This window comes from Mesorhizobium sp. M0037 (assembly GCF_040323635.1).
Lineage (GTDB): Bacteria > Pseudomonadota > Alphaproteobacteria > Rhizobiales > Rhizobiaceae > Mesorhizobium.
Genome location: NZ_JAMYVB010000004.1, coordinates 213,302 through 234,336, shown reverse-complemented (window position 1 = coordinate 234,336; position 21,035 = coordinate 213,302). Strand labels below are relative to the sequence as shown.

The following is a 21,035-nucleotide window of genomic DNA, read 5'->3' as shown; positions in this document are numbered from 1 at the left end:
CGCTATGTGGTTGGATGGAATACGAGGAGATCGGACATGCTGGGCTGGTTCCGCAAGCTTTTGCCGCGCGAAGATCGCTTCTTCGACCTCTTTGAACGGCATTCCCGCACCGTGGTCGGCGGCGCCGAGGCGCTGGAGCAGCTTCTGCAGGGCAAGGACATCGATCGCTGGTGCCAGAAGATCATCGATCTCGAGGACGAGGCCGATCATATCACGGCCGAAGTCCTGCTGGCGGTGCGGCGTTCCTTCATCACGCCCTTCGATCGCGGCGACATCAAGGACCTGATCCAGTCGATGGATGACGCCATCGACATGATGCACAAGACCGTCAAGACGGTGAAGCTGTTCGAAAAGAAGGAATTCGACCCGCTGATGCAGGAGATGGGCGGCGTCATCGTTGCCGCCTCCAGGCTGGTTGCCGAAGCGATCCCGCTGCTCAGCAAGGTCGGCACGCACACGGTACGCCTCAACGCCATCGCCGAAGAGGTGATGCGCGTCGAAAGCCGCGCCGACGATCTGCATGAGCAGGGATTGAAGGACCTGTTCAAGCGGCATGGCCGCAGCGATCCGATGGCCTACCTGATCGGCTCGGAGATCTACGGCCAGCTGGAGAAGGTGGTCGACCGCTTTGAGGACGTCGCCAACGAGATCAGCGGCATCGTCATCGAGAACGTTTAGGCAATGGAAGCCACCATCGCCTTTCCCGTGCTGATCGGCCTTGTCGCCGTCGCGCTGTTTTTCGATTTCCTAAACGGCTTGCACGATGCGGCGAACTCCATCGCCACCATCGTCTCCACCCGCGTGCTGAGACCGCAATATGCGGTCCTGTGGGCGGCTTTCTTCAATTTCATCGCCTTCATGTTCTTCGGCCTTCACGTGGCTGAAACCGTGGGAAAAGGTATCGTCGACGTCAGCATCGTCACGCCGGCGGTGATCTTCTCGGCGCTCGTCGGCGCCATCGTCTGGAACATCGTCACCTGGATTGTCGGCATCCCGTCCAGCAGTTCGCATGCCCTGATCGGCGGGCTCGTCGGCGCCGGCGTTGCAAAGGCTGGGCCCGGCGCCATCGTCTGGACCGGGCTTGGCAAGACGGTCGCCGCAATCGTCGTGTCGCCGGCGACAGGGTTTGTTCTGGCGCTGGTCCTGATCCTGGCCGTTTCCTGGCTGTTCGTGCGCCAGACACCGTTCGCCGTCGACAGCACTTTCCGCGTCATGCAGTTCTTTTCGGCCTCGCTTTATTCGCTAGGGCACGGCGGCAACGACGCCCAGAAAACCATGGGCATCATCGCCGTGCTGCTCTATTCGCAAGGTATGCTCGGCGGGACGTTCTACGTGCCGCTGTGGGTCGTCCTCACCTGTCAGACAGCACTGGCGCTCGGCACTTTGTTCGGCGGCTGGCGCATCGTCCACACGATGGGCTCGAAGATCACCCGGTTGAACCCGATGCAGGGCTTCTGCGCCGAGACCGGCGGCGCCATCACCCTGTTTGCCGCCACCTGGCTTGGCGTTCCCGTGTCGACCACCCATACGATCACCGGGGCCATCATCGGTGTCGGCGCTGCCCGTCGCGTCTCGGCCGTGCGCTGGGGCATTGCCGGCAACATCGTCATCGCCTGGATCGTCACCTTGCCGGCCACGGCTGCAATTTCGGCGCTCACCTACCTTGCGGTTGGCCTGGCAGGGTGAGGCGGACACTGTGGTGCTTGGAGTCGCTGCCAATCTGCACTATCTGAGCCGCAGCCAAACGCCTTAGGGAACAATGCATGTCCGTCACCAAGGAAATCGTCACCGAGCGTCTGAAGACGGTCAACGGGCCGGACTTCACCGGCAACATCGTCGACCTCGGCATGGTTTCGGAGATTTTCATCGCCGATTCGAAAGTGTTTTTCTCGATCACCGTTCCCGCCGCCCGTGCACAGGAGATGGAGCCGCTGCGCGCCGCAGCCGAGCGTGTCGTCAAGGCGATCCCTGGTGTCGCCGGCGCCGTCGTCGCGCTGACGGCGGAGAAGAAGGGCGGCGGCATGGAGGCTCCGGTTGCGTCGCGTCCCGCGCCCAGGCCGGCACCCCCGGCTGCGCCAGCCGCGCCGCGCCCAGCTCCACACTCTCCAGCCCCGCACGCCCCGGCCTCGGAAAGGTCGGGCAAGCGCGGCGTGCCCGGCATCGAGGCGATCATCGCGGTGGCGTCCGGCAAGGGCGGCGTCGGCAAGTCGACCACCGCCGTCAACATCGCGCTTGGCCTCGCCGCCAACGGTTTGCGTGTCGGCGTGCTCGATGCCGATATTTATGGCCCGTCCATGCCCAGGCTGCTCAACATCCATGGCCGGCCGCAGACCGTCGACGGCAAGATCCTGAAACCGATGGAGAATTACGGCCTTAAGGTGATGTCGATGGGCTTCCTCGTCGACGAGGAGACGCCGATGATCTGGCGCGGTCCGATGGTGATGTCGGCGCTGACGCAGATGCTGCGCGAGGTCGAATGGGGCCGCCTCGACGTGCTCGTCGTCGACATGCCGCCCGGCACCGGCGACGCGCAGCTGACTATGGCCCAGCAGGTGCCGCTGGCCGGCGCCGTCATCGTCTCGACGCCGCAGGACCTGGCGCTGATCGACGCCCGCAAGGGATTGAATATGTTCAAGAAGGTCGACGTGCCGCTGCTCGGCATCGTCGAGAACATGAGCTATTTCATAGCCCCCGATACCGGCAAGCGCTACGACATCTTTGGCCATGGCGGGGCGCGGCGCGAGGCCGAGCGACTCGGCGTGACCTTCCTCGGCGAAGTGCCGCTGGAAATGGGCATTCGCGAAAGTTCTGATGAAGGCTCGCCCGTGGTGGCGTCGAAGCCAGACAGCGCCGAGGCGAAGATCTATCGCGGCATTGCTTCGAAGGTCTGGGACCGGGTCAACGAAGAACGCGGCGCGGCCGAAGCGGCGGTGCCGAACATCGTGTTCGAGTAGCTCGGATATCCCTCCCCCTTGAGGGGAGGGTGGCCCGAAGGGCCGGGTGGGGTCCGCGGTGACACGCTCGACGCTATTTCTTTACAAGTCGAGGCAGCTCAACTCAGGTTGAGGCGGTTGAGGCGACCCTACCCGCCTCGCTTCGCGAGGCACCCTCCCCTCAAGGGGGAGGGGAACCCACCTTCTCACCAAAGCTTGAAAAAAACTGCCCGGCCAGCTTCTTCGAAGTCGATTCGATGAGCCGGCTGCCGAGTTGGGCGATCTTGCCGCCGACTTCGGCTTTGGCCGCGTATTTGAGGACCGTCGCATCCGGCCCGTCCGCCGTCAGCGTCACGTCGGCGCCACCCTTGGCGAAGCCGGCAATACCGCCCTTGCCCTCGCCCTGGATGGTGTAGGAGTGCGGCGGCTTCAGGTTCTTCAACGTCACCTCGCCGTTGAATATCGCCTTGATCGGTCCGATCTTCAGGACCACCGTCGCTGCCATTTCGGTCGGCGATTTCATCTCCAGGTTCTGGCAGCCGGGAATGGTCGCCTGCAAAACCTTCGGATCGTTCAGCGCGTCCCACACTTTCTGCAGGGGGGCGGCAATGCGTTCCTCGCCTTCGATCACCAAAGCCATCGATACCTCCCGGACAGACTTCGAAGGCCTAACGCACGGTCTGGTCTGTGTCTATCGCACCAAAGTCCGGTTGCGACGGTGCGCCCTCTTGCCTGCTTCCGCGCGTTGCCATATCGATTTGTCTTACAAATACGGAGACCATGATGGCAGGCGCCCCCACCGGAAAGAAGAAATTTCGCTCGCAGGAGTGGTTCGACAATCCCGACAATCCAGGCATGACCGCGCTCTACCTCGAGCGCTACCTGAACTACGGCCTGACGCGGGCCGAGCTGATGTCTGGCAAGCCGCTGATCGGCATCGCCCAGACCGGCTCGGATCTGTCGCCATGCAACCGCCATCATATCGAACTCGCCAAGCGCGTGCGCGAAGGCATCGTCTCGATGGGCGGCATCCCCTTCGAATTCCCGTGCCATCCGATCCAGGAGACCGGCAAGCGCCCGACCGCGGCACTCGACCGCAACCTTGCCTATCTCGGCCTGGTCGAAGTGCTTTACGGCTATCCGCTCGACGGCGTCGTGCTGACCATCGGCTGCGACAAAACCACGCCGGCGCTGCTGATGGCGGCGGCCACCGTCAATATTCCGGCCATAGCACTTTCGGTCGGACCGATGCTCAATGGCTGGCACAAAGGCAAGCGCACGGGATCCGGCACCATCGTCTGGGAATCGCGCCAGCGGCTCTCCGCCGGCGAGATCGACTATGACGAGTTCATGGACATCGTCGCCTCATCGGCGCCGTCGACCGGCTATTGCAACACCATGGGCACCGCCACCACGATGAACTCGCTGGCAGAGGCGCTCGGGATGCAATTGCCGGGCTCGGCTGCCATTCCGGCACCCTACCGCGAGCGCGGCCAGATCTCCTATGAGACGGGCAAGCGCATCGTCGAGATGGTGCATGAGGATCTGAAGCCATCCGACATCATGACGCGCAAGGCGTTCGAGAACGCCATTGTCGTCAATTCGGCGATTGGCGGCTCGACCAATGCGCCGATCCACCTCAACGCGATTGCCCGCCATCTCGGCGTGCCGCTCACCAATGACGACTGGCAGACGGTCGGCCTCCATGTGCCGCTCATCGTCAATCTGCAGCCATCTGGCGAATATCTCGGCGAGGACTATCATCATGCCGGCGGTGTGCCGGCTGTGGTTGCCGAACTGATGAAGGCCAAGCTGCTGCCCTATCCCGAAGCCATGACCGTCAACGGGAAATCGATCGGCGACAATTGCAAGGGGGTCGCCAACGAGAATACCGATGTCATCCGCACTGTTGCCGAGCCGCTGAAGGCCAATGCCGGCTTCATCAATCTCAGCGGCAATCTGTTCGATTCCGCCATCATGAAGATGAGCGGCATCTCGCCGGAATTCCGCGAACGCTATCTCTCCAACCCGAACGACCCGGAAGCCTTCGAAGGCAACGCCATGGTCTTTGACGGGCCGGAGGACTACCACGCCCGCATCGACGATCCGGCGCAAGGCATCGACGAGCACACCATCCTGTTCATGCGCGGCGCCGGCCCGATCGGCTATCCCGGCGGCGCCGAGGTCGTCAACATGCAGCCGCCCGCTTATCTCATCAAGAAGGGCATTCACGCGCTGGCCTGCATCGGCGATGGCCGCCAGTCGGGCACATCGGGGTCGCCCTCTATCCTCAACGCTTCCCCGGAAGCCGCCATTGGCGGCGGCCTGGCGCTGCTCAAGACCGGCGACCGTGTGCGCATCGACTTACGCAAAGGCACTGCCAACATCCTCGTCTCCGACGAGGAAATCACGCGGCGCCGTGCCGAACTGCAGGACGATGGCGGCTATCACTATCCCAAGCACCAGACGCCATGGCAGGAAATCCAGCGCTCCATGGTCGACCAGTTCTCGGAGGGCATGGTGCTGAAGCCGGCGGTGAAATACCAGGACGTCGCCCATACCAGCGGCGTGCCGAGGGACAACCACTGAGCGTTGCAAGTTTGGTGAAATCGAAGGCGGCTTGCCATCGGGTAGGCCGCCTTTTCTCATGGCAACGCTCTTGTATCGATTGGGCCAAGTCTACAGATACGTCGTCTGACAGGTCCTGCACGAGGGATAACACCCATCAATGACGAAGCGGCGCTCTTCCCTCGGTTTCCTCGGCATGTTCGGCCGCTCGGGTGACTTGCGGGAACTGGACAACGCGCTGCGCGGCGCCGATCTTCATCCGGCGATTGTTCCCGAGGGGGTAAAGCTCACCATCGTCAATTTGATGAAGGATCGTTGGCCGGACGAGCCGCCGCCCGACGCCTACCGGTCCGTGGCGCAGCTGTTCGGCTTTTGCATCGCGGGCCCACAAACCTTCGAGCAGGCCAATGGGCCGGAGCGGCGGCTGGAGGCTGAGCGCCGCATCGAGGCTGCGCTTGAAACCGGCGACAGCCTGGATGCCCAGATCGTGTTGATGGCGCTGCATGGCAAGCTGATCAGCGCCGAAGTCGTCGAGCGCTTTGGGCTAAGTGCGGACTGACCTTCGTAAGGTGAAGCTTACCCGCCCATGCCGCTGCGTGGCAGCTTGATCATCTCGCCGAAGCGGGCACGCAATTTGTCGTCGAGCAGCTTCGGCACATGGCGCGGGAAGCGCTCGGCCAGCACGCGCTTCTTTTCGATGATCGCCCGCTGCAAGATGTCGGGCCGGCCCTTCTCGTTCCATTCCTTGGGCGAAAAGCGGTCGCCGACGGCAGGATAGAAATACTCCGTCTGCATCAGGCGCAGCGTCTGCTCATTGCCGAGATAGTGGCCTGGGCCATTCATGCAGACTTCGGTGATGGTGTCGATCGACAGCGCTTCGTCGGTCACTTCGATGCCGCGCACGCAGCGCAGGCAGTGGCCCAGCATGTCATTGTCGATGATCAGGCTCTCCAGGCAAAAGCCGAGCAGCGAGGCATGCATACCCGCCGATTCGTAGACCAAGTTGAGGCCGGCAAGACCGGCCATCACATCGGTGATGCCCTTTTCATAGCCGGACTGGATGTCGGGCAGTTTCGAATCCGTCATGCCGGCGGCCGAACCGCCCGGCAGATCGTAGAACTGCGCCATCTGCGCACAGGCCGAAGTCAACACTGCCTGCTCGGCCGAGCCGCCCGACATGGCGCCGGTCCTGAGGTCGGAGACGAACGGCCAGGTGCCGAAGATCGCCGGATGCCCGGGCTTGATGGCGTTGACGTAGATGAGGCCGACCAGCACTTCGGCCACCGCTTGCACCACAGCGCCGGCAATTGCCGCCGGAGCGGTGGCGCCGGCCTGGCCGGCCGATAGAAGCAGGATCGGAATGCCGCCTTCGACGCAGGCTTCGAGCACGCCGCAGGCGTCCTCAGCGAATTTCATCGGCGGCACGACGAAGCAGTTGGAATTGGATACGAACGGCCGCGCGCGAAAGTTCTCTTCGCCGCCGGCGATCGCATAAAGCATTTCCAGCGCCGGCTGCACGTTCTCGCGCACCGTGAACGAGGTGCCGACATGCTTAGACGTGCCCATCACGCAGGCGTAGAGCGTGTTGAAGTCCATTTCGAGCGGATCGGGAATGTCGCGCGGCACCATCGGCCGCTGGAAGAAATGGATGTTGTCGAGCCCTTCGACGAGGCGAGCGGCATCATAAATGTCCTGCACCAGCGACTCGCGGTATTCGCGCTTTTCGGCATCGACCAGATGCACCGCCGCACCCGCCGTGCCGTAATGCACGCGCTTGCCCTGGATCAGCATGTCATGCCTCGGGTCCTGGCCGTGCAGCGTAAAATTCCGCGCGGCTCGTCTGATCGTGTCCATCACAAGCCCACGTGGGAAACGGACGCGGCCGTCATCGCCATAGACGGCGCCGACCCCGGTCAGCGCCTCGATGCAGGAGGGAATGGCATTGGCGAAGCCGACGGTCTCCAGCAGCGTCAGCACCGCTTCATGGATGCGCTCCTGGTCGTTCTGGTTGAGCGGCCCGTAGCTGCCGCCTTCGAGGCCGGCGCGCACCGGCCGGATATCGTCGGCAAGCGGTGCGGCCCGCATGGCGCGGCGCGCTTCGCGCCCGCCGGATCGGCGCGAACGCTGGTCGGCTGATGCATCTTTAGGAGCCGCATCCTGCTTCTCAACAGCCACTGACATGGGGGGCACTCCACCTTTAGCTTGCGAAACACGACGCGATGATTGGTCCACCGTCGGCTTGCTTCGTCCCTCTGTCAGCCGACTATGCCGTTGCCATTGGCCCAGCCTATGGGCCAGTCAACGCAGCCGAGTATGCCAGAGAGCTAATGCAGAATGTTGGTGATCACGCCAAGGGCCGGGGCTGTTCAAAGCTCCGGCACAGGCAAATCAGGCTGCCGCGGGCCTGCGTCCGGCTGCAGTCGCGAGCTCGCGAATACCCGGCTCGATGTGCTGCAGTGCGATCGAGGAAATGCCCAAGCGCATGAAACGCGACGGCTTTTCGGTGCGATCGAAGAAGCGGTCGCCCGGCTCGATGATGACGCTGCGCGAGGCCGCGGCCTCGGCCAGTCCACGTGAATCGGTGCCGCGCGGGCCTTCCAGCCAGAGCGATGTGCCGCCGGCTGAATCGGTCGAGCGCCATTCCGGCAGGAATGCGGAAATCGCATGGACCAGACGCTTGCGCCGCTCGTCGAAGGCCGACGACAGCCGCCGCACCAGCGCCTCGTGATGGCCGAGCGACAGGAACAGCGCTACCGCGCGCTGATTGTTGGCCGGCGGGTGCCTGAGCATGAAGCGGCGCAGCGCCCTGAGCTCGGAGATTAGTCCAGCCGAAGCGACGATGTAGCCAAGCCGCAGGCCCGGAGCCAGCGTCTTCGACATCGAGCCGACATAGACGACGCGACCCGAGCGATCGAGGCTCTTCAGCGCCTGCTGCGGCGCCTCGTCGAGAAGCTGGCTGTCATAGCCGTCCTCGATGATGATCTGGTTGTGGCGGTTGGCGCGCGCCAGAAGGTCCTGCCGCCGCTCTGCCGACAGCGGCACCATGGTCGGGCAATGGTGGCTGGGGGTGACGAAGACAAAGCCGGAATCGTTGGGGATGGACGAGGTGACGATGCCGGACTGATCGACCGGAACCGGCTGGATTTCGGCGCCTGCCAGGCGGAAGATCGAGCGCGCGTCGGGGTATCCCGGGTCTTCCATCGCGACCTTGGAGCCCTTTGTCATCAGCAGTGTCGCCAGCATATAGAGCGCGTTCTGGGCGCCGAGCGTGACGATGATCTCGTCCGGATTGGCGAAGATGCCGCGCCGCGGCAACAGCCGCGCCTGGATCTGCTCGATCAAGAGCGGATCGTCGCGGTCGACCATGTCCGAGGCCCAGTTGCGGATCTCAAGCACGGCCAGCGCCATGCGATTGCACTCACGCCATTCGGCGGTCGGGAACAATGCCGGGTCGAACTGGCCGTAGACGAAGGGGTAGGACGACTTGATCCAGTTGTCGTGCTTGGCCGGCGGCGGCATGTCGCTGGCAGCGATCTGCCGGCGTGCCTTCCAGTCGATCTCGTTTTGCTGGTCCGGCGCCTTCTGGTGCGGCTTGGCGGGGGTGGCCAGCACATCCGGATTGACGAAATGGCCGCGCCGTTCGCGCGCCACCAGGAAACCTTGGTCGACCAATTGCTGGAACGCCAGCACCACAGTGCCGCGTGCGACGCCGAGTTTTTCAGCCAGGATGCGGCAGGACGGAAGCGGCATCGAAGCGGCGATCTGCCGGTCGAGAATGGCGGCGACGATCGCCTGACGGATCTGCGCCTGCAGGGTCTGGCCCGATTCCGCCGAAATCCGGAACAGGCCGGACCATATGGCCGTGTCGTTACGCTGTGGCATGGAAGGTGTTCCTCGATGGCCAGTCTTTTTTGCTTGGCTGGACCAGCGGAAGGTAACCGTGGCACAAGGGGTTGCGCCAATCAATTTTTCTGATCGCTGGGATTTATGCCAGTGATCTATGCGCGACGCGCAGCGTCGTCGCATCCCCGGGTGACGCTTGCGTCATCCCGCAGCGCGGACGCCCGCGCGACGCGAAGCGTCGTCGCGCCTCACTATCCCCAGCGCGACGCGCAGCGTCGTCGCTACTCCCATCACATCATCCAGCGCGACGCGCAGCGTCGTAGCTCCATCACATCGCACTATGCTGCACTGCGTCATCCCCACGCATTGAAACATGGGGAATTCGGCTCAATAAGATCAGCGCGACGACACGCGCCGGAAACATCCGGTCTGATAAGATGTCGTGAAAAACGATCAGGAGCCGGCAGTGGATCATTCCTCCTTCGACAAACAGCTTGTCGCCTTGCGTGCTGCGCGCGCGGCGGCATCGGGCACGATGCGCGAGGCGTTTGCCGCGGACCCCAAGCGCTTCGAGACATTTTCGGCCAGCGACGGCGACCTTTTGCTCGACTGGTCGAAATGCGCGGTCGACCAGCGCACGATGGAACTGCTCGAGAAGCTCGCCGCCGCCGCCGATCTCGAAGGTCGCCGGGCCGCAATGTTTTCCGGCAAGAAGATCAACATCACCGAGGATCGCGCCGTGCTGCACACGGCGCTACGGAACCTCTCGGGCAAGGGCGTCACGGTCGATGGCCAGGACGTCAAGGCGGATGTGCTGTCCGTGCTCGACGCCATGGGCGCTTTCGCCGATGCCATTCGCTCCGGCAAGGCCGCCGGCGCCACCGGCAAGAAAATCACCGACATCGTCAACATCGGCATTGGCGGCTCCGATCTCGGCCCGGCCATGGCGACGCTGGCGCTGGCGCCCTATCACGACGGCCCGCGCGCGCACTACGTCTCCAACATCGACGGCGCCCATATCCACGACACGCTGAAGGGCCTGTCGGCCGAAACCACTCTGTTCATCATCGCCTCCAAGACCTTCACCACGGTCGAGACGATGACCAATGCCGAGACGGCGCGCGAATGGGTGCAGAAGGCGCTCGGCAAGGAAGCAGTCGGCAAGCAATTCGCCGCCGTCTCGACCGCGCTCGACCTGGTGGCGAAATTTGGGATTGAGGCCGATCGCGTGTTCGGCTTCTGGGACTGGGTCGGCGGCCGCTATTCGCTGTGGGGCGCCATCGGCCTGCCGGTGATGATCGCCATCGGCCCGCGCAACTTCCGCGCCTTCCTCGATGGCGCGCATGAGATGGACGAGCACTTCCGCACCGCACCCCTGCAGAAGAACCTGCCGGCGCTGCTGGGGCTGGTCGGCTGGTGGCATCGCGTGATCTGCGGTTATCCGGCGCGTGCGGTCATCCCTTATGACCAGCGCCTTTCCAGGCTGCCGGCCTATCTGCAGCAGCTCGACATGGAATCGAACGGCAAGGGCGTCACCCTCGACGGCACGCCGGTGACGACGCCGACCGGACCGCTGGTCTGGGGCGAGCCCGGCACCAATGGCCAGCACGCCTTCTTCCAGCTGCTGCACCAGGGCACCGATTTCATCCCGGTCGAGTTCCTTGCCGCTGCCGTCGGCCATGAGCCTGATCTCAAGCACCAGCACGATCTACTGCTTGCCAATTGCTTGGCCCAATCGGAAGCGTTGATGAAGGGCCGCACGCTGGACGAGGCGCGCGCGCAGATGCTGGCCAAGGGCATGAAGCCGGCCGATGTCGACAGAATAGCCCCGCACCGTGTCTTCTCCGGCAACCGCCCGTCGGTGACGATCCTCTACCGCAAGCTCGACCCGCGCACCTTCGGCCGGCTGATCGCGCTTTACGAGCACCGCGTCTTCGTCGAAGGCACTCTGTTCAACATCAATTCCTTCGACCAATGGGGCGTCGAGCTCGGCAAGGAGCTGGCGACCGGCCTGTTGCCAGTCGTGGAAGGCAAGGAGAGCGCCGACAAGCGCGACGCATCGACGGCCGGGCTGGTGGCGCGCATCCAGCAACTGCGGGGGGCTCAATGAAAAATCCGGCCGACATCAAGGGCATCTTGTTCGACAAGGACGGCACGCTTGTCGATTTCAACGCGACCTGGCTCGGCATCGCCGATTTCATGGCCATGGACGCCGCCGAGGGCGATCGCTGGAAAGCCGACAGGCTGCTTTCGGCGGCGGGCTTCGATTTTGTCGCCAAGCGTTTCAAGCCGGATTCCATCTTCGCCTCGGGCACCAACATGGATGTCGTCGAACTATGGTTCCCGCGCCTGTCCGACGAGGACCAGATGCTGGCCGTCGCCCGCTTCAACGAGATCACCTCGGTGCAAGGCTCATCGATGGCGGTGGCCCTGCCCGGCATCGTCGCGGCGCTGACGGCTCTGCACAAGCGATCCTACCGGCTCGGCGTCGCCACCAACGATTCGACTGCCGGTGCCGAAAAGACCATGGTCACGCTCGGCGTCGCCCAGCTGTTCACCGCCGCCTATGGCTATGACGCGGTCGCCAATCCGAAACCGGCGCCGGACACGATCGTCGCCTTTTGCGACCTGACCGGGTTGAAGGCGTCCGAGATCGCCATGGTCGGCGACAACCGCCACGACCTGGAGATGGCGCGTGCTGGCGGCTGCGGCCTGGCGGTCGGCGTGCTCTCCGGCACCGGCACGCGTGAATCGCTGTCGGCGATCGCCGATGTCGTTTTGGATTCGGTCGCCGATTTGCCAGACTTTCTCTCGGCGCGGGTCAAGGAGACGGTCTGAAGGGGGCCTGGGGCAAACTCAATTCGACTCGAGATTTCCCGCCAATGGCCGCGTTGGGCGAAGCAGCCCATGAAAACTATGGAGCTTCTGGTTTGTTTTCGGACACAGTGGGCCACTCATCAGCAGAGCAAACGTACCCGCATTTGCCGCACCTGATCTTGGCGCTTGCGTTATCGATGTCTTCGCCCGGCTGAAGGTCGAAGCCGCGATTTTCGCACTTTGGGCAAACTGTGAAACCGATACGTTGAACAACTTTAATCCACGCCATTCGACTTCTCCTATCAACGGCTAATCGAATCTATTTTCTGCCCCTTGAGGTTTGTCCACAATGAGTAGAATCCGGCCATTCAGAGCGACTGGGCTTTGCCGCGTCGCGCTAGCAAATCTTCCGGCTCGAACCAAAACACACCGCTCAGCCTGCCCGCAGCGCCCTTCGCGTCACCGAAGTCCGGCACTTGATATTCCGCAACCAACCGAAGCCGCGACAGCGGCAGATCGGCGCGGCGGGGGTCGCCGACCAGCACTTCGATGCCGGCTGCCAGGCAGCGGTCGAGGAACGGAATAACTCGTATCGCAACCTCGCGGCCGTAGAACACGTCGCCGGCAAGCACGAGGTCGACGGCCGGCGGCGGGCCTGTGGTGATGTCCTTGTCGACAATGGTGATCTCGACGCCGTTGGCCAACGCGTTGAGGCCGATCGCGGCGACGCCGTTGCGGTCGATCTCCGCCGCGATCACCGCGCTGGCGCCGGCCTTGGCGGCGGCGATGCCGACGAGGCCGGAGCCGGCGCCGAGATCGAGCACGCGTCGGCCGGCTACGCTTTGCGGATGGTCGAGTATATAGCGCGCAAGCACCGCCCCGCCGGCCCATGGATAGGCCCAGTAGGGCGGCGGTGGCTGAGGCGCGTCGTCGACTGGCTCAACCGCATCGTCGTCCGCGCCTTGGTGCGGGTCGACAAGCCGCCTCAGGCCGCTGCCGGGATGAGCCGTGTAGAGTTGGATTTCAGGAAGTGCTGGAACAGGCGCAAGCCGCAGGTTCGCCCTGATGAACACTACTGCATCGGCACGCCGACTATCGTCCGCCATCCCGCCGTCGCCAGGCTCGCCGTTCAAATTTATTCCCGCAGCGCCCGGCGCAAAATCTTGCCCACCGGCGTCTTCGGCAGTTCGGTTCGGAACTCGATGTATTTCGGCCGTTTGTAGCCGGTCAGGTTCTCGCGGCAATAGGCGGTCAGTGCCTCGACGGTCAGCGCCGGGTCCTTCTTGACCACGAACAGCTTCGGCACCTCGCCCGAATGCTCGTCCGGCACGCCGATCGCCGCCACTTCGAGCACGCCCGGATGCTGGGCGACGACTTCCTCGAGTTCGTTGGGATAGACGTTGAAGCCGGAGACCAGGATCATGTCCTTCTTGCGGTCGACGATCTTGGTGTAGCCGCGCTCGTCCATGAAGCCCATGTCGCCGGATTTGAAAAACCCGTCCTTGGTCATCACCTTGGCGGTCTCGTCCGGCCGGTTCCAGTAACCGGCCATGACCTGCGGCCCGCGAATGCAGATCTCGCCGACCTCGCCGAGCGGCAGGTTGTTGCCGTCATCGTCGCGGATGACGATCTCGGTCGACGGCAGCGGCAGGCCGATCGTGCCGGTGAAATTGCTGTCGCTGAACTTGTTGGCGGTGGCCACCGGCGAGGTCTCCGACAGCCCGTAGCCCTCGGTGATCGAATTGCCGGTCAGCGCCTTCCAGCGCTCGGCAACCCCCTTCTGTACCGCCATGCCACCACCCAGCGTCATGATCAGCGGCTTGAAGTCGAGCTTGCGGAAATCCTCGTTGTTGAGCAGCGCGTTGAACAGCGTGTTGAGGCCGGGGAAAATGTGCATCGGGTATTTCTGCAGCTCCTTGACGAAGCCGGGAATGTCGCGCGGGTTGGGAACGAGCACGTTCTGGGCGCCCTGCTGCATGCCCATCAGCGCGTTCACCGTCAGCGCGAAGATATGGTAGAGCGGCAGCGCGCAGATGAAGTTGAGATGCGCCGGTTTCGGCTTGATCGCATAGGCGTCCTGCAGCCACAGCGTGTTCTGCGCGACATTGGACAGCACATTGGAGTGCAGCAGCACAGCACCTTTGGAAATCCCCGTGGTTCCGCCGGTATATTGCAGGAAGGCGACGTCGCTGGCCTCCATCTTGGCCGGTTTGAAGGCGATGCCGGCGCCGGCCTTCACCGCCGCATTGAACTTGACATGGCCGGGCAGCGACCAGGCCGGCACCATCTTCTTCACCCGGCGCACGACCAGGTTGACGATCGTGCCCTTGAGGCCGCCGAGCATGTCGCCCATCGCCGCGACCACCACATGCTTGACCGCCGTCCTGGCAATCACCGCGTCCAGGGTGCTGGCGAAATTCTCCAGAATGACGATCGCCTGCGCGCCAGAATCCTTGAGCTGGTGTTCGAGCTCGCGCGGCGTGTAGAGCGGATTGATGTTCACCACGACATAGCCGGCGCGAAGCACGGCCATCATTGCCACCGGATATTGCAGCACATTCGGCATCATCAGCGCCACGCGTGCACCCTTCTGCAGGCCCTTCGATTGCAAATATGCGCCGAAGGCGGCCGATTGCCGCTCGAGTTCGGCATAGGAGATCGACTTGCCCATGCAGACGTATGCCGGCTGGCCGGAAAACTGCTTGCAGGCGCCGACGAGGAAGTCGCCGATCGAACTGTAGGGCAGGGCGCCGATCTCCGCCGGCACGACTTTCGAATAGCTTTTTAGCCATGGCTTTTCCGGCAAGCCCGCGGCAAGCGCCGTCAGCGTATTCGGCAGTTTTTTGGCCGCGCCCGGCGACGGCTTCGAGGCGGGCTTCGCCGCGGCTGTCTTGGCGGCTGGCGGCTGGGCGGGCTTTGCAGCGGGTGCTGTCTTCGCCGCGCGCTTGACCGCAGGTTTCGCCGCCGGCTTGGCGCTTGCCTTCGCCGGCGTCGAGATTGCCGTTGGCTTGACGGCGGGAGTGGCTTTGGCCGGTGGCGCTTTCGACTTGAAGGCAGCGGCGGCCGGTTTTGAAGCTTTCGCCGCTTTTGCTTTCGCCGGGGCCGTTGTCTTTGTTGCTTTCGCCACCTCTAGCCTCCCTCAGTCGTTCTGTTGCCTGCTCCATGCTGCGCCGCCTCGATGTGGTGAGGCGTCCTCCGCTGCAGCGATGTCGCGGATTCCCGGAAAATCCAGCGTGTCATCTATCTATTGCGACTATCGGCGGGCGTGCAAGTCTTGCCCCAGCGGCAGGACGGCAAAGATTTGCCGTCGAAATCCTTCCCGCGATGCCAGCTCAGGCAATGCCGTCCTGTCATCTCGGTGGCGAAACCCAGGCTTGTGGATTTTTGGCTTACGATTGCTGCGATCAATGAAAAAATGCGGTCGTTAACAATCCCGTGATTAGCAGATTTTGCTATTTCTTTCTGTAGTTCGTCAAAGACCGAGAAATATTTTCTGCTTACGGTGGGGTAGGCAAACAGGGTGTTCCAAAGCCGGAAAAACGGTGCTTATATGCGCGCTTCGCGAGCCTATAGAGGGGCTTGGAAGAACATCAGGGAGTGCTCAATGAAAAAGAAACTGACTTTTGCAGCCGCGTTGCTGGCTGCAAGCGTCCTCGGCGGTGTGGCCAATGCCAAGACGCTGGTCTATTGCTCGGAGGCCTCGCCGGCCAACTTCGACCCGGGTACCACGACGGGCGGCAACGACTTCGACGCCTCGTCGCGCACCGTCTATTCGCGCCTGGTCGAGTTCAAGCATGGCGGCACCGAAGTTGTGCCCGGTCTCGCCGACAAATGGGAGATTTCGGACGACGGCCTGGTCTATACTTTCCACCTGCATCCGGGCGTGAAGTTCCAGACGACGGATTTCTTCAAGCCGACGCGTGATTTCAATGCCGACGACGTCGTCTTTTCGTTCGATCGCCAGTTCAACAAGGAAAACCCCTGGAACGGCGAGAAGTACCTGCCGAACCTGACCTGGGACTACTACACCGGCATGGACATGCCGAAATACGTAGCCAAGTGGGAAAAGGTCGATGACCTGACCGTGAAGCTGACGCTGACCGAGCCGAACGCGCCGATGCTGGCCAATCTCGGCATGGACTTCGCCTCGATCGTGTCGAAGGAATATGCCGACCAGCTGGAAAAAGACGGCAAGATGGCCGACTTCTCGACCAAGCCGGTCGGTACAGGTCCGTTCCAGTTCGTCGACTACCAGCTGGATTCGGTCATCCGCTATGCGGCCAACCCGGACTACTTCAAGGGCAAGGAGAAGATCGACGATCTCGTCTTCGCGATCACGCCTGACGCCACCGCCCGCATCCAGAAGGTGCTCGCCGGCGAATGCGATATCGCGCCCTATCCGAATCCTGCCGACATCGGCACGATCAAGGCCAACGCCGACGTGACCCTGATGGATCAGGCTGGCCTCAACATCGGCTATATGAGCTACAACACCACCATCCCGCCGCTCGACAAGCCTGAAGTGCGCCATGCGCTCAACCAGGCGATCGATCGGGAATCGCTCATCAAGTCGCTGTTCCAGGACGCCGGCGCCACGCCGGCCGTAAACCTGATCCCGCCGACCATGTGGTCGTGGAACAAGGACGTGAAGTCCGACGCCTATGATCCGGAAGCAGCCAAGAAGGTGCTGGCCGATGCCGGATTGAAGGAGATCCAGCTTTGGGCCTCCGACCGCGTCCGTCCCTACAACCCGAACTTCCAGCGCGCCGCCGAACTGATCCAGGCTGACTGGGCCAAGGTCGGCGTCAAGGCGGAAATCGTCAGCTACGAGTGGACGAAGTACCGCGAAGAAGGCAAGAAGAAGGAACGACCGGGCGCCTTCCAGATCGGCTGGACCGGTGACAATGGCGATCCGGACAATTTCTTCGCCACGCTGTTCGCCTGCTCGGCCATCGGCGTGTCGAACTACTCCAGCTGGTGCGACAAGGACTTCGAGGATCTGATCCAGAAGGCCAAGAAGACCAGCGACCAGGCCGAACGTACCAAGCTCTATGAAGAGGCGCAGGTTGTCTTCCAGAAGCAGGCTCCGGCCTTCCTCATGGCACACAGCCAAGTCTACGCAGTCGTGCGCAAGAATGTCAGCGGCTTCATGATGGACCCGCTCGGCATTCATCGCTTCGACGGCGTCGACAAGGCCGAATAGAACTGTTAGGCGGGCGGCGCGCAATCAGGCGCCGCCCGCTTTTCAAGATGCTCCGATATCTCCTAAACAAAATCGTCTTGGTGCTGCCGACGCTGATCGGCATCACCATCTGCGCCTTCGCTTTCGTCAGGCTGCTGCCCGGCGATCCCATTCTTGCCATGGCCGGCGAGCATGGCGTGTCGCCCGAGCGTTACGCGGAACTGAAGGAACAGTTCGGCTACAATTTGCCGATCTGGGAGCAATACGCGCATTATGTCCGCGATGCCGCGACCGGTAATTTCGGCGTGTCGATTTCGTCCAAGCGGCCGGTCATCGAAGATTTCATGACGCTGTTCCCGGCAACCATCGAGCTCTCCGTCTTCGCCATGATCTTCGCCATGGTGCTGGCCATACCGGCCGGCATCATTGCTGCGGTCAAACGCGGCTCCTGGTTCGACCAGGGGCTTATGGGCACCGCCCTCGTCGGCTATTCCATGCCGATCTTCTGGTGGGGCCTGCTGCTGATCATCTTTTTCTCCGGCTATCTCGGCTGGACCCCGGTTTCAGGCCGCATCGGCCTTCAGTTCTTTATCAAGCCGATCACCGGCTTCTTGACCCTCGACAGCCTGCTCTACGGCAAATGGGATGCTTTCCGCTCGGCATTGAGTCACCTGGTGCTGCCGACAATTGTGCTCGGCACCATCCCGCTGGCGGTGATCGCGCGCCAGACGCGCTCGGCCATGCTCGAAGTGCTGGGCGAAGACTATGTGCGGACCGCCCGCGCCAAGGGCCTGTCGTCGTCCCGCGTCATCGGCGTGCATGCGCTGCGCAATGCGCTGATCCCGGTGGTCACCACCATCGGCCTGCAGGTCAGTACCCTGCTCGCCGGCGCCATTCTCACAGAAACCATCTTCGCCTGGCCGGGCATCGGCAAGTGGATGGTCGAATCCATATCCAAGCGCGACTATGTCGTCGTGCAGTCAGGCTTGCTGCTGATCGCCCTTATCGTCATGGCGGTGAACCTGATCGTCGACGTGCTTTATGCCGTCATCAACCCGCGCATCAGGGCGGCGTGATGAGCCAGTCGACCGAAATCGCCCCGATGGCCGCCGGCAACCCTGACCGACTGACCGGCTTCAGGACTTTCTGGCACTATTTCTCGGTAAACCGCGGCGCCGTCATCGGCCTGTTCGTCTTCATCCTTTTGGTGCTGGCCGCGCTCTTTGCACCGCTGCTCGCGCCCTATGCGCCCGACATCCAGGACAAGACCGCTTTCTTGCGTCCGCCGGCCTGGCAGGCAGGCGGCAGCATGGAATATCTGCTTGGCACCGACGCGGTCGGCCGCGACATGCTCTCGCGCCTGCTCTATGGCGCGCGTTTCTCGCTGCTCATCGGCGCCGTCGTGGTCACGCTGGCGCTTGTCGGCGGCATCACGCTCGGCCTTTTGGCTGGCTATTTCCGGGGCTGGGTCGACGTGGCGATCATGCGGGTCATGGATCTGATCCTGTCCTTCCCGTCGCTGCTCTTGGCGCTGGTTCTGGTCACCATCCTCGGCCCCGGCCTGTTCAACGCCATGCTGGCCATCGCGCTTGTCCTGCAACCCCACTTTGCCCGTCTGGTGCGCGCTGCCGTCATGGCCGAAAAGAGCCGCGAATATGTGGTCGCCGCCAAGGTCGCCGGCGCCGGCCATATAAGGCTTATGCTGCGCACCATCCTGCCCAACTGCCTGGCGCCGCTGATCGTGCAGGGCACGCTGTCCTTCTCCAACGCCATCCTGGAGGCGGCCGCTCTCGGCTTTCTCGGCCTTGGCGCCCAGCCGCCGACACCGGAATGGGGAACCATGCTCGCCTCGGCGCGTGAATTCATCCTGCGCGCCTGGTGGGTGGTGACCTTCCCCGGTCTGGCCATCCTCATCACCGTGCTTGCCATCAACCTGATCGGCGACGGTCTGCGCGATGCGCTCGATCCGAAGCTGAGGAGGTCGTAATGGCGCTGCTCGACATCCGCAATCTCGTCGTCGAGTTCCAGACCGCATCCGGCCCGTTCCGCGCGGTCGATGGCGTCTCGCTCCATGTGAACGAACGTGAAGTGCTGGCCATCGTCGGCGAATCCGGCTCCGGCAAGTCGGTGTCGATGCTGGCTGTGATGGGACTGTTGCCGTGGACGGCGACGGTCACTGCCGACCAGATGAGCTTCAACGGTCGCGATCTTCTGAAGATGAGCCCGGCCGACCGTCGCAAGATCGTCGGCAAGGACATGTCGATGATCTTCCAGGAGCCGATGGCCAGTCTCAATCCGTGCTTCACCGTCGGCTTCCAGATCGAGGAAGTGCTGCGCTTCCATATGGGCATGGACAAGGCCCAGCGTCGCGAGCGCGCCATCGAATTGCTGACGCAGGTCGGCATTGCCGAGCCGGCCGAACGGCTGAACTCGTTCCCGCACCAGATGTCGGGCGGCCAGTGCCAGCGGGTGATGATCGCCATCGCCATCGCCTGCAATCCCAAGCTTCTGATCGCCGACGAGCCGACCACCGCGCTCGACGTTACCATCCAGAAGCAGATCCTCGACCTGCTGGTCTCGCTGCAGGTCAAATACGGCATGGGCCTGATCATGATCACCCACAACATGGGCGTCGTCGCCGAGACCGCCGACCGCGTCATCGTCCAGTACAAGGGCCGCAAGATGGAAGAGGCCGACGTGCTGTCGCTGTTTGAATCGCCGAAGAGCAATTACACCCGCGCGCTTTTGTCGGCGCTGCCGGAAAATGCCGTCGGCGACCGGCTACCGACCGTCGCGGACATGCTGTTCGAACCGGCTGCCGGGGGCGTCTGATGAGCATCAAGGTCGTCGAAGGCAAGGACATCGTGCGCGACTATCACGTCGGCGGCGGCCTGTTTCGCGGCGCGCGCACCGTGCATGCGGTCAAGGGCGTCTCGTTCAGCGTCGACAAGGGCAAGACGCTGGCCATCGTCGGTGAATCGGGCTGCGGCAAGTCAACGCTGGCGCGCATCATCACGCTGATCGATCCGGCAACGTCGGGCGAACTGTTCATCGACGGCAACAAGGTCGACATCGCAAGGAACGGCCTGACCAGGGAGATGCGCCGCAAGGTGCAGATCGTCTTCCAGAACCCTTACGGATCGCTCAATCCGCGCCAAAAGATCGGAGATGTGCTGGGCGAGCCGCTGCTCATCAACACCGACAAGCCGGCCGAAGAGCGGCGCGACCTCGCCATGAGGATGCTGAAGAAAGTCGGCCTCGGAACCGAGCACTACAATCGCTATCCTCACATGTTCTCGGGCGGCCAGCGCCAGCGCATCGCCATTGCCCGCGCGCTGATGCTGAACCCGAGCCTGCTGGTGCTTGACGAACCGGTCTCTGCGCTCGATCTTTCGGTGCAGGCGCAGGTGCTCAACCTGCTCGCCGACCTGCAGGACGAATTCCAGCTGACCTATGTCTTCATCAGCCACGATCTGTCGGTCGTGCGCTACATCGCCGACGATGTGATGGTGATGTATTTCGGCGAAGCCGTCGAATACGGCTCGCGCGAGGAGGTCTTCGCCGACCCCAAGCACAACTACACCAGGACGCTGTTCGCCGCGACGCCGCGCGCCGACGTCGCCTCGATCAAGGCGCGGCTGGCGAAGAAGAAGGCCGCCTGACCTCCCACCGAGAATTGTTTTTGAACAATC

17 protein-coding genes are annotated in these 21,035 nt (G+C 62.9%); 12 read left to right on the top strand and 5 right to left on the bottom strand.

From position 1 onward, the window contains the following. Window positions 1–36: 36 nt before the first annotated feature. From NKJ78_RS09625 to NKJ78_RS09615, 3 genes are all read left to right on the top strand, one after another. Window positions 37–678, top strand: a complete 642-nt coding sequence (locus NKJ78_RS09625) for a DUF47 domain-containing protein (RefSeq protein ID WP_023673429.1) — start codon at window positions 37–39, stop codon at window positions 676–678. Between the two features lie 3 nt (window positions 679–681). Beyond that, the gene (locus tag NKJ78_RS09620) at window positions 682–1,686 is read left to right on the top strand and encodes an inorganic phosphate transporter (protein WP_352459230.1); all 1,005 of its coding nucleotides are present in this window, start codon (window positions 682–684) and stop codon (window positions 1,684–1,686) included. 77 nt (window positions 1,687–1,763) lie between these two features. Beyond that, on the top strand, window positions 1,764–2,954 hold the full coding sequence (locus tag NKJ78_RS09615) for an Mrp/NBP35 family ATP-binding protein (protein WP_023692624.1): 1,191 nt from the start codon (window positions 1,764–1,766) through the stop codon (window positions 2,952–2,954). Between the two features lie 160 nt (window positions 2,955–3,114). On the opposite strand, the gene NKJ78_RS09610 is transcribed toward NKJ78_RS09615, so the two are convergent. Further along, window positions 3,115–3,573, bottom strand: coding sequence for an SRPBCC family protein (locus NKJ78_RS09610; RefSeq protein WP_023692623.1), 459 nt, complete (start codon window positions 3,571–3,573; stop codon window positions 3,115–3,117). 143 nt (window positions 3,574–3,716) lie between these two features. On the opposite strand from NKJ78_RS09610, the gene NKJ78_RS09605 reads away from it, so the two are divergent. Together NKJ78_RS09605 and NKJ78_RS09600 are read left to right on the top strand one after the other, a co-directional pair. Then, on the top strand, window positions 3,717–5,522 hold the full coding sequence (locus NKJ78_RS09605) for an IlvD/Edd family dehydratase (RefSeq protein WP_023669481.1): 1,806 nt from the start codon (window positions 3,717–3,719) through the stop codon (window positions 5,520–5,522). Window positions 5,523–5,661: 139 nt separating this feature from the next. Beyond that, window positions 5,662–6,060 (top strand): hypothetical protein, encoded by a 399-nt coding sequence (locus NKJ78_RS09600; RefSeq protein ID WP_023696770.1) that lies wholly within the window; start codon window positions 5,662–5,664, stop codon window positions 6,058–6,060. Window positions 6,061–6,077: 17 nt separating this feature from the next. Here the strand turns inward: NKJ78_RS09600 and NKJ78_RS09595 are convergent, their stop codons facing one another. Together NKJ78_RS09595 and pdxR are read right to left on the bottom strand one after the other, a co-directional pair. Then, window positions 6,078–7,682, bottom strand: coding sequence for a trimethylamine methyltransferase family protein (locus tag NKJ78_RS09595; protein ID WP_023696769.1), 1,605 nt, complete (start codon window positions 7,680–7,682; stop codon window positions 6,078–6,080). A 207-nt stretch (window positions 7,683–7,889) separates the two neighbouring features. Continuing rightward, the gene (pdxR, locus tag NKJ78_RS09590) at window positions 7,890–9,383 is read right to left on the bottom strand and encodes a MocR-like pyridoxine biosynthesis transcription factor PdxR (protein WP_023669484.1); all 1,494 of its coding nucleotides are present in this window, start codon (window positions 9,381–9,383) and stop codon (window positions 7,890–7,892) included. A 427-nt stretch (window positions 9,384–9,810) separates the two neighbouring features. Between pdxR and pgi the strand changes: the two genes are divergently transcribed. Further along, window positions 9,811–11,454 carry a glucose-6-phosphate isomerase gene (gene pgi / locus NKJ78_RS09585; RefSeq protein ID WP_502896811.1) on the top strand — a complete coding sequence of 548 codons (1,644 nt, stop codon included), beginning with the start codon at window positions 9,811–9,813 and terminating at the stop codon, window positions 11,452–11,454. Beyond that, complete coding sequence (locus NKJ78_RS09580) at window positions 11,451–12,182, top strand: HAD family hydrolase (protein ID WP_023709202.1); 732 nt, start codon at window positions 11,451–11,453, stop codon at window positions 12,180–12,182. The genes pgi and NKJ78_RS09580 overlap by 4 nt, the downstream gene beginning before the upstream one ends. Window positions 12,183–12,529: 347 nt before the next feature. On the opposite strand, the gene NKJ78_RS09575 is transcribed toward NKJ78_RS09580, so the two are convergent. Both NKJ78_RS09575 and NKJ78_RS09570 read right to left on the bottom strand, forming a co-directional pair. Beyond that, window positions 12,530–13,267 carry a class I SAM-dependent methyltransferase gene (locus NKJ78_RS09575; RefSeq protein WP_050593122.1) on the bottom strand — a complete coding sequence of 246 codons (738 nt, stop codon included), beginning with the start codon at window positions 13,265–13,267 and terminating at the stop codon, window positions 12,530–12,532. A gap of 29 nt (window positions 13,268–13,296) precedes the next feature. Continuing rightward, window positions 13,297–15,288, bottom strand: coding sequence for a long-chain fatty acid--CoA ligase (locus NKJ78_RS09570; RefSeq protein WP_023738157.1), 1,992 nt, complete (start codon window positions 15,286–15,288; stop codon window positions 13,297–13,299). A 477-nt stretch (window positions 15,289–15,765) separates the two neighbouring features. Here NKJ78_RS09570 and NKJ78_RS09565 point away from each other — a divergent pair, with 477 nt between their 5' ends. The 5 genes from NKJ78_RS09565 to NKJ78_RS09545 are packed head-to-tail and all read left to right on the top strand — an operon-like array spanning window position 15,766 to window position 21,005. After that, window positions 15,766–17,364: an ABC transporter substrate-binding protein gene (locus NKJ78_RS09565; protein WP_023669491.1), complete on the top strand. Its 1,599-nt coding sequence runs from the start codon at window positions 15,766–15,768 to the stop codon at window positions 17,362–17,364. 47 nt (window positions 17,365–17,411) lie between these two features. Further along, complete coding sequence (locus NKJ78_RS09560; RefSeq protein ID WP_023703511.1) at window positions 17,412–18,419, top strand: ABC transporter permease subunit; 1,008 nt, start codon at window positions 17,412–17,414, stop codon at window positions 18,417–18,419. Between the two features lie 26 nt (window positions 18,420–18,445). Beyond that, window positions 18,446–19,330 (top strand): ABC transporter permease subunit, encoded by an 885-nt coding sequence (locus tag NKJ78_RS09555; RefSeq protein WP_050485757.1) that lies wholly within the window; start codon window positions 18,446–18,448, stop codon window positions 19,328–19,330. Next, window positions 19,330–20,175, top strand: a complete 846-nt coding sequence (locus NKJ78_RS09550) for an ABC transporter ATP-binding protein (protein WP_023738158.1) — start codon at window positions 19,330–19,332, stop codon at window positions 20,173–20,175. Before NKJ78_RS09555 ends, NKJ78_RS09550 begins: the two co-directional genes overlap by 1 nt. After that, complete coding sequence (locus NKJ78_RS09545) at window positions 20,175–21,005, top strand: dipeptide ABC transporter ATP-binding protein (protein ID WP_023682050.1); 831 nt, start codon at window positions 20,175–20,177, stop codon at window positions 21,003–21,005. The genes NKJ78_RS09550 and NKJ78_RS09545 overlap by 1 nt, the downstream gene beginning before the upstream one ends. Window positions 21,006–21,035 lie beyond the last annotated feature (30 nt).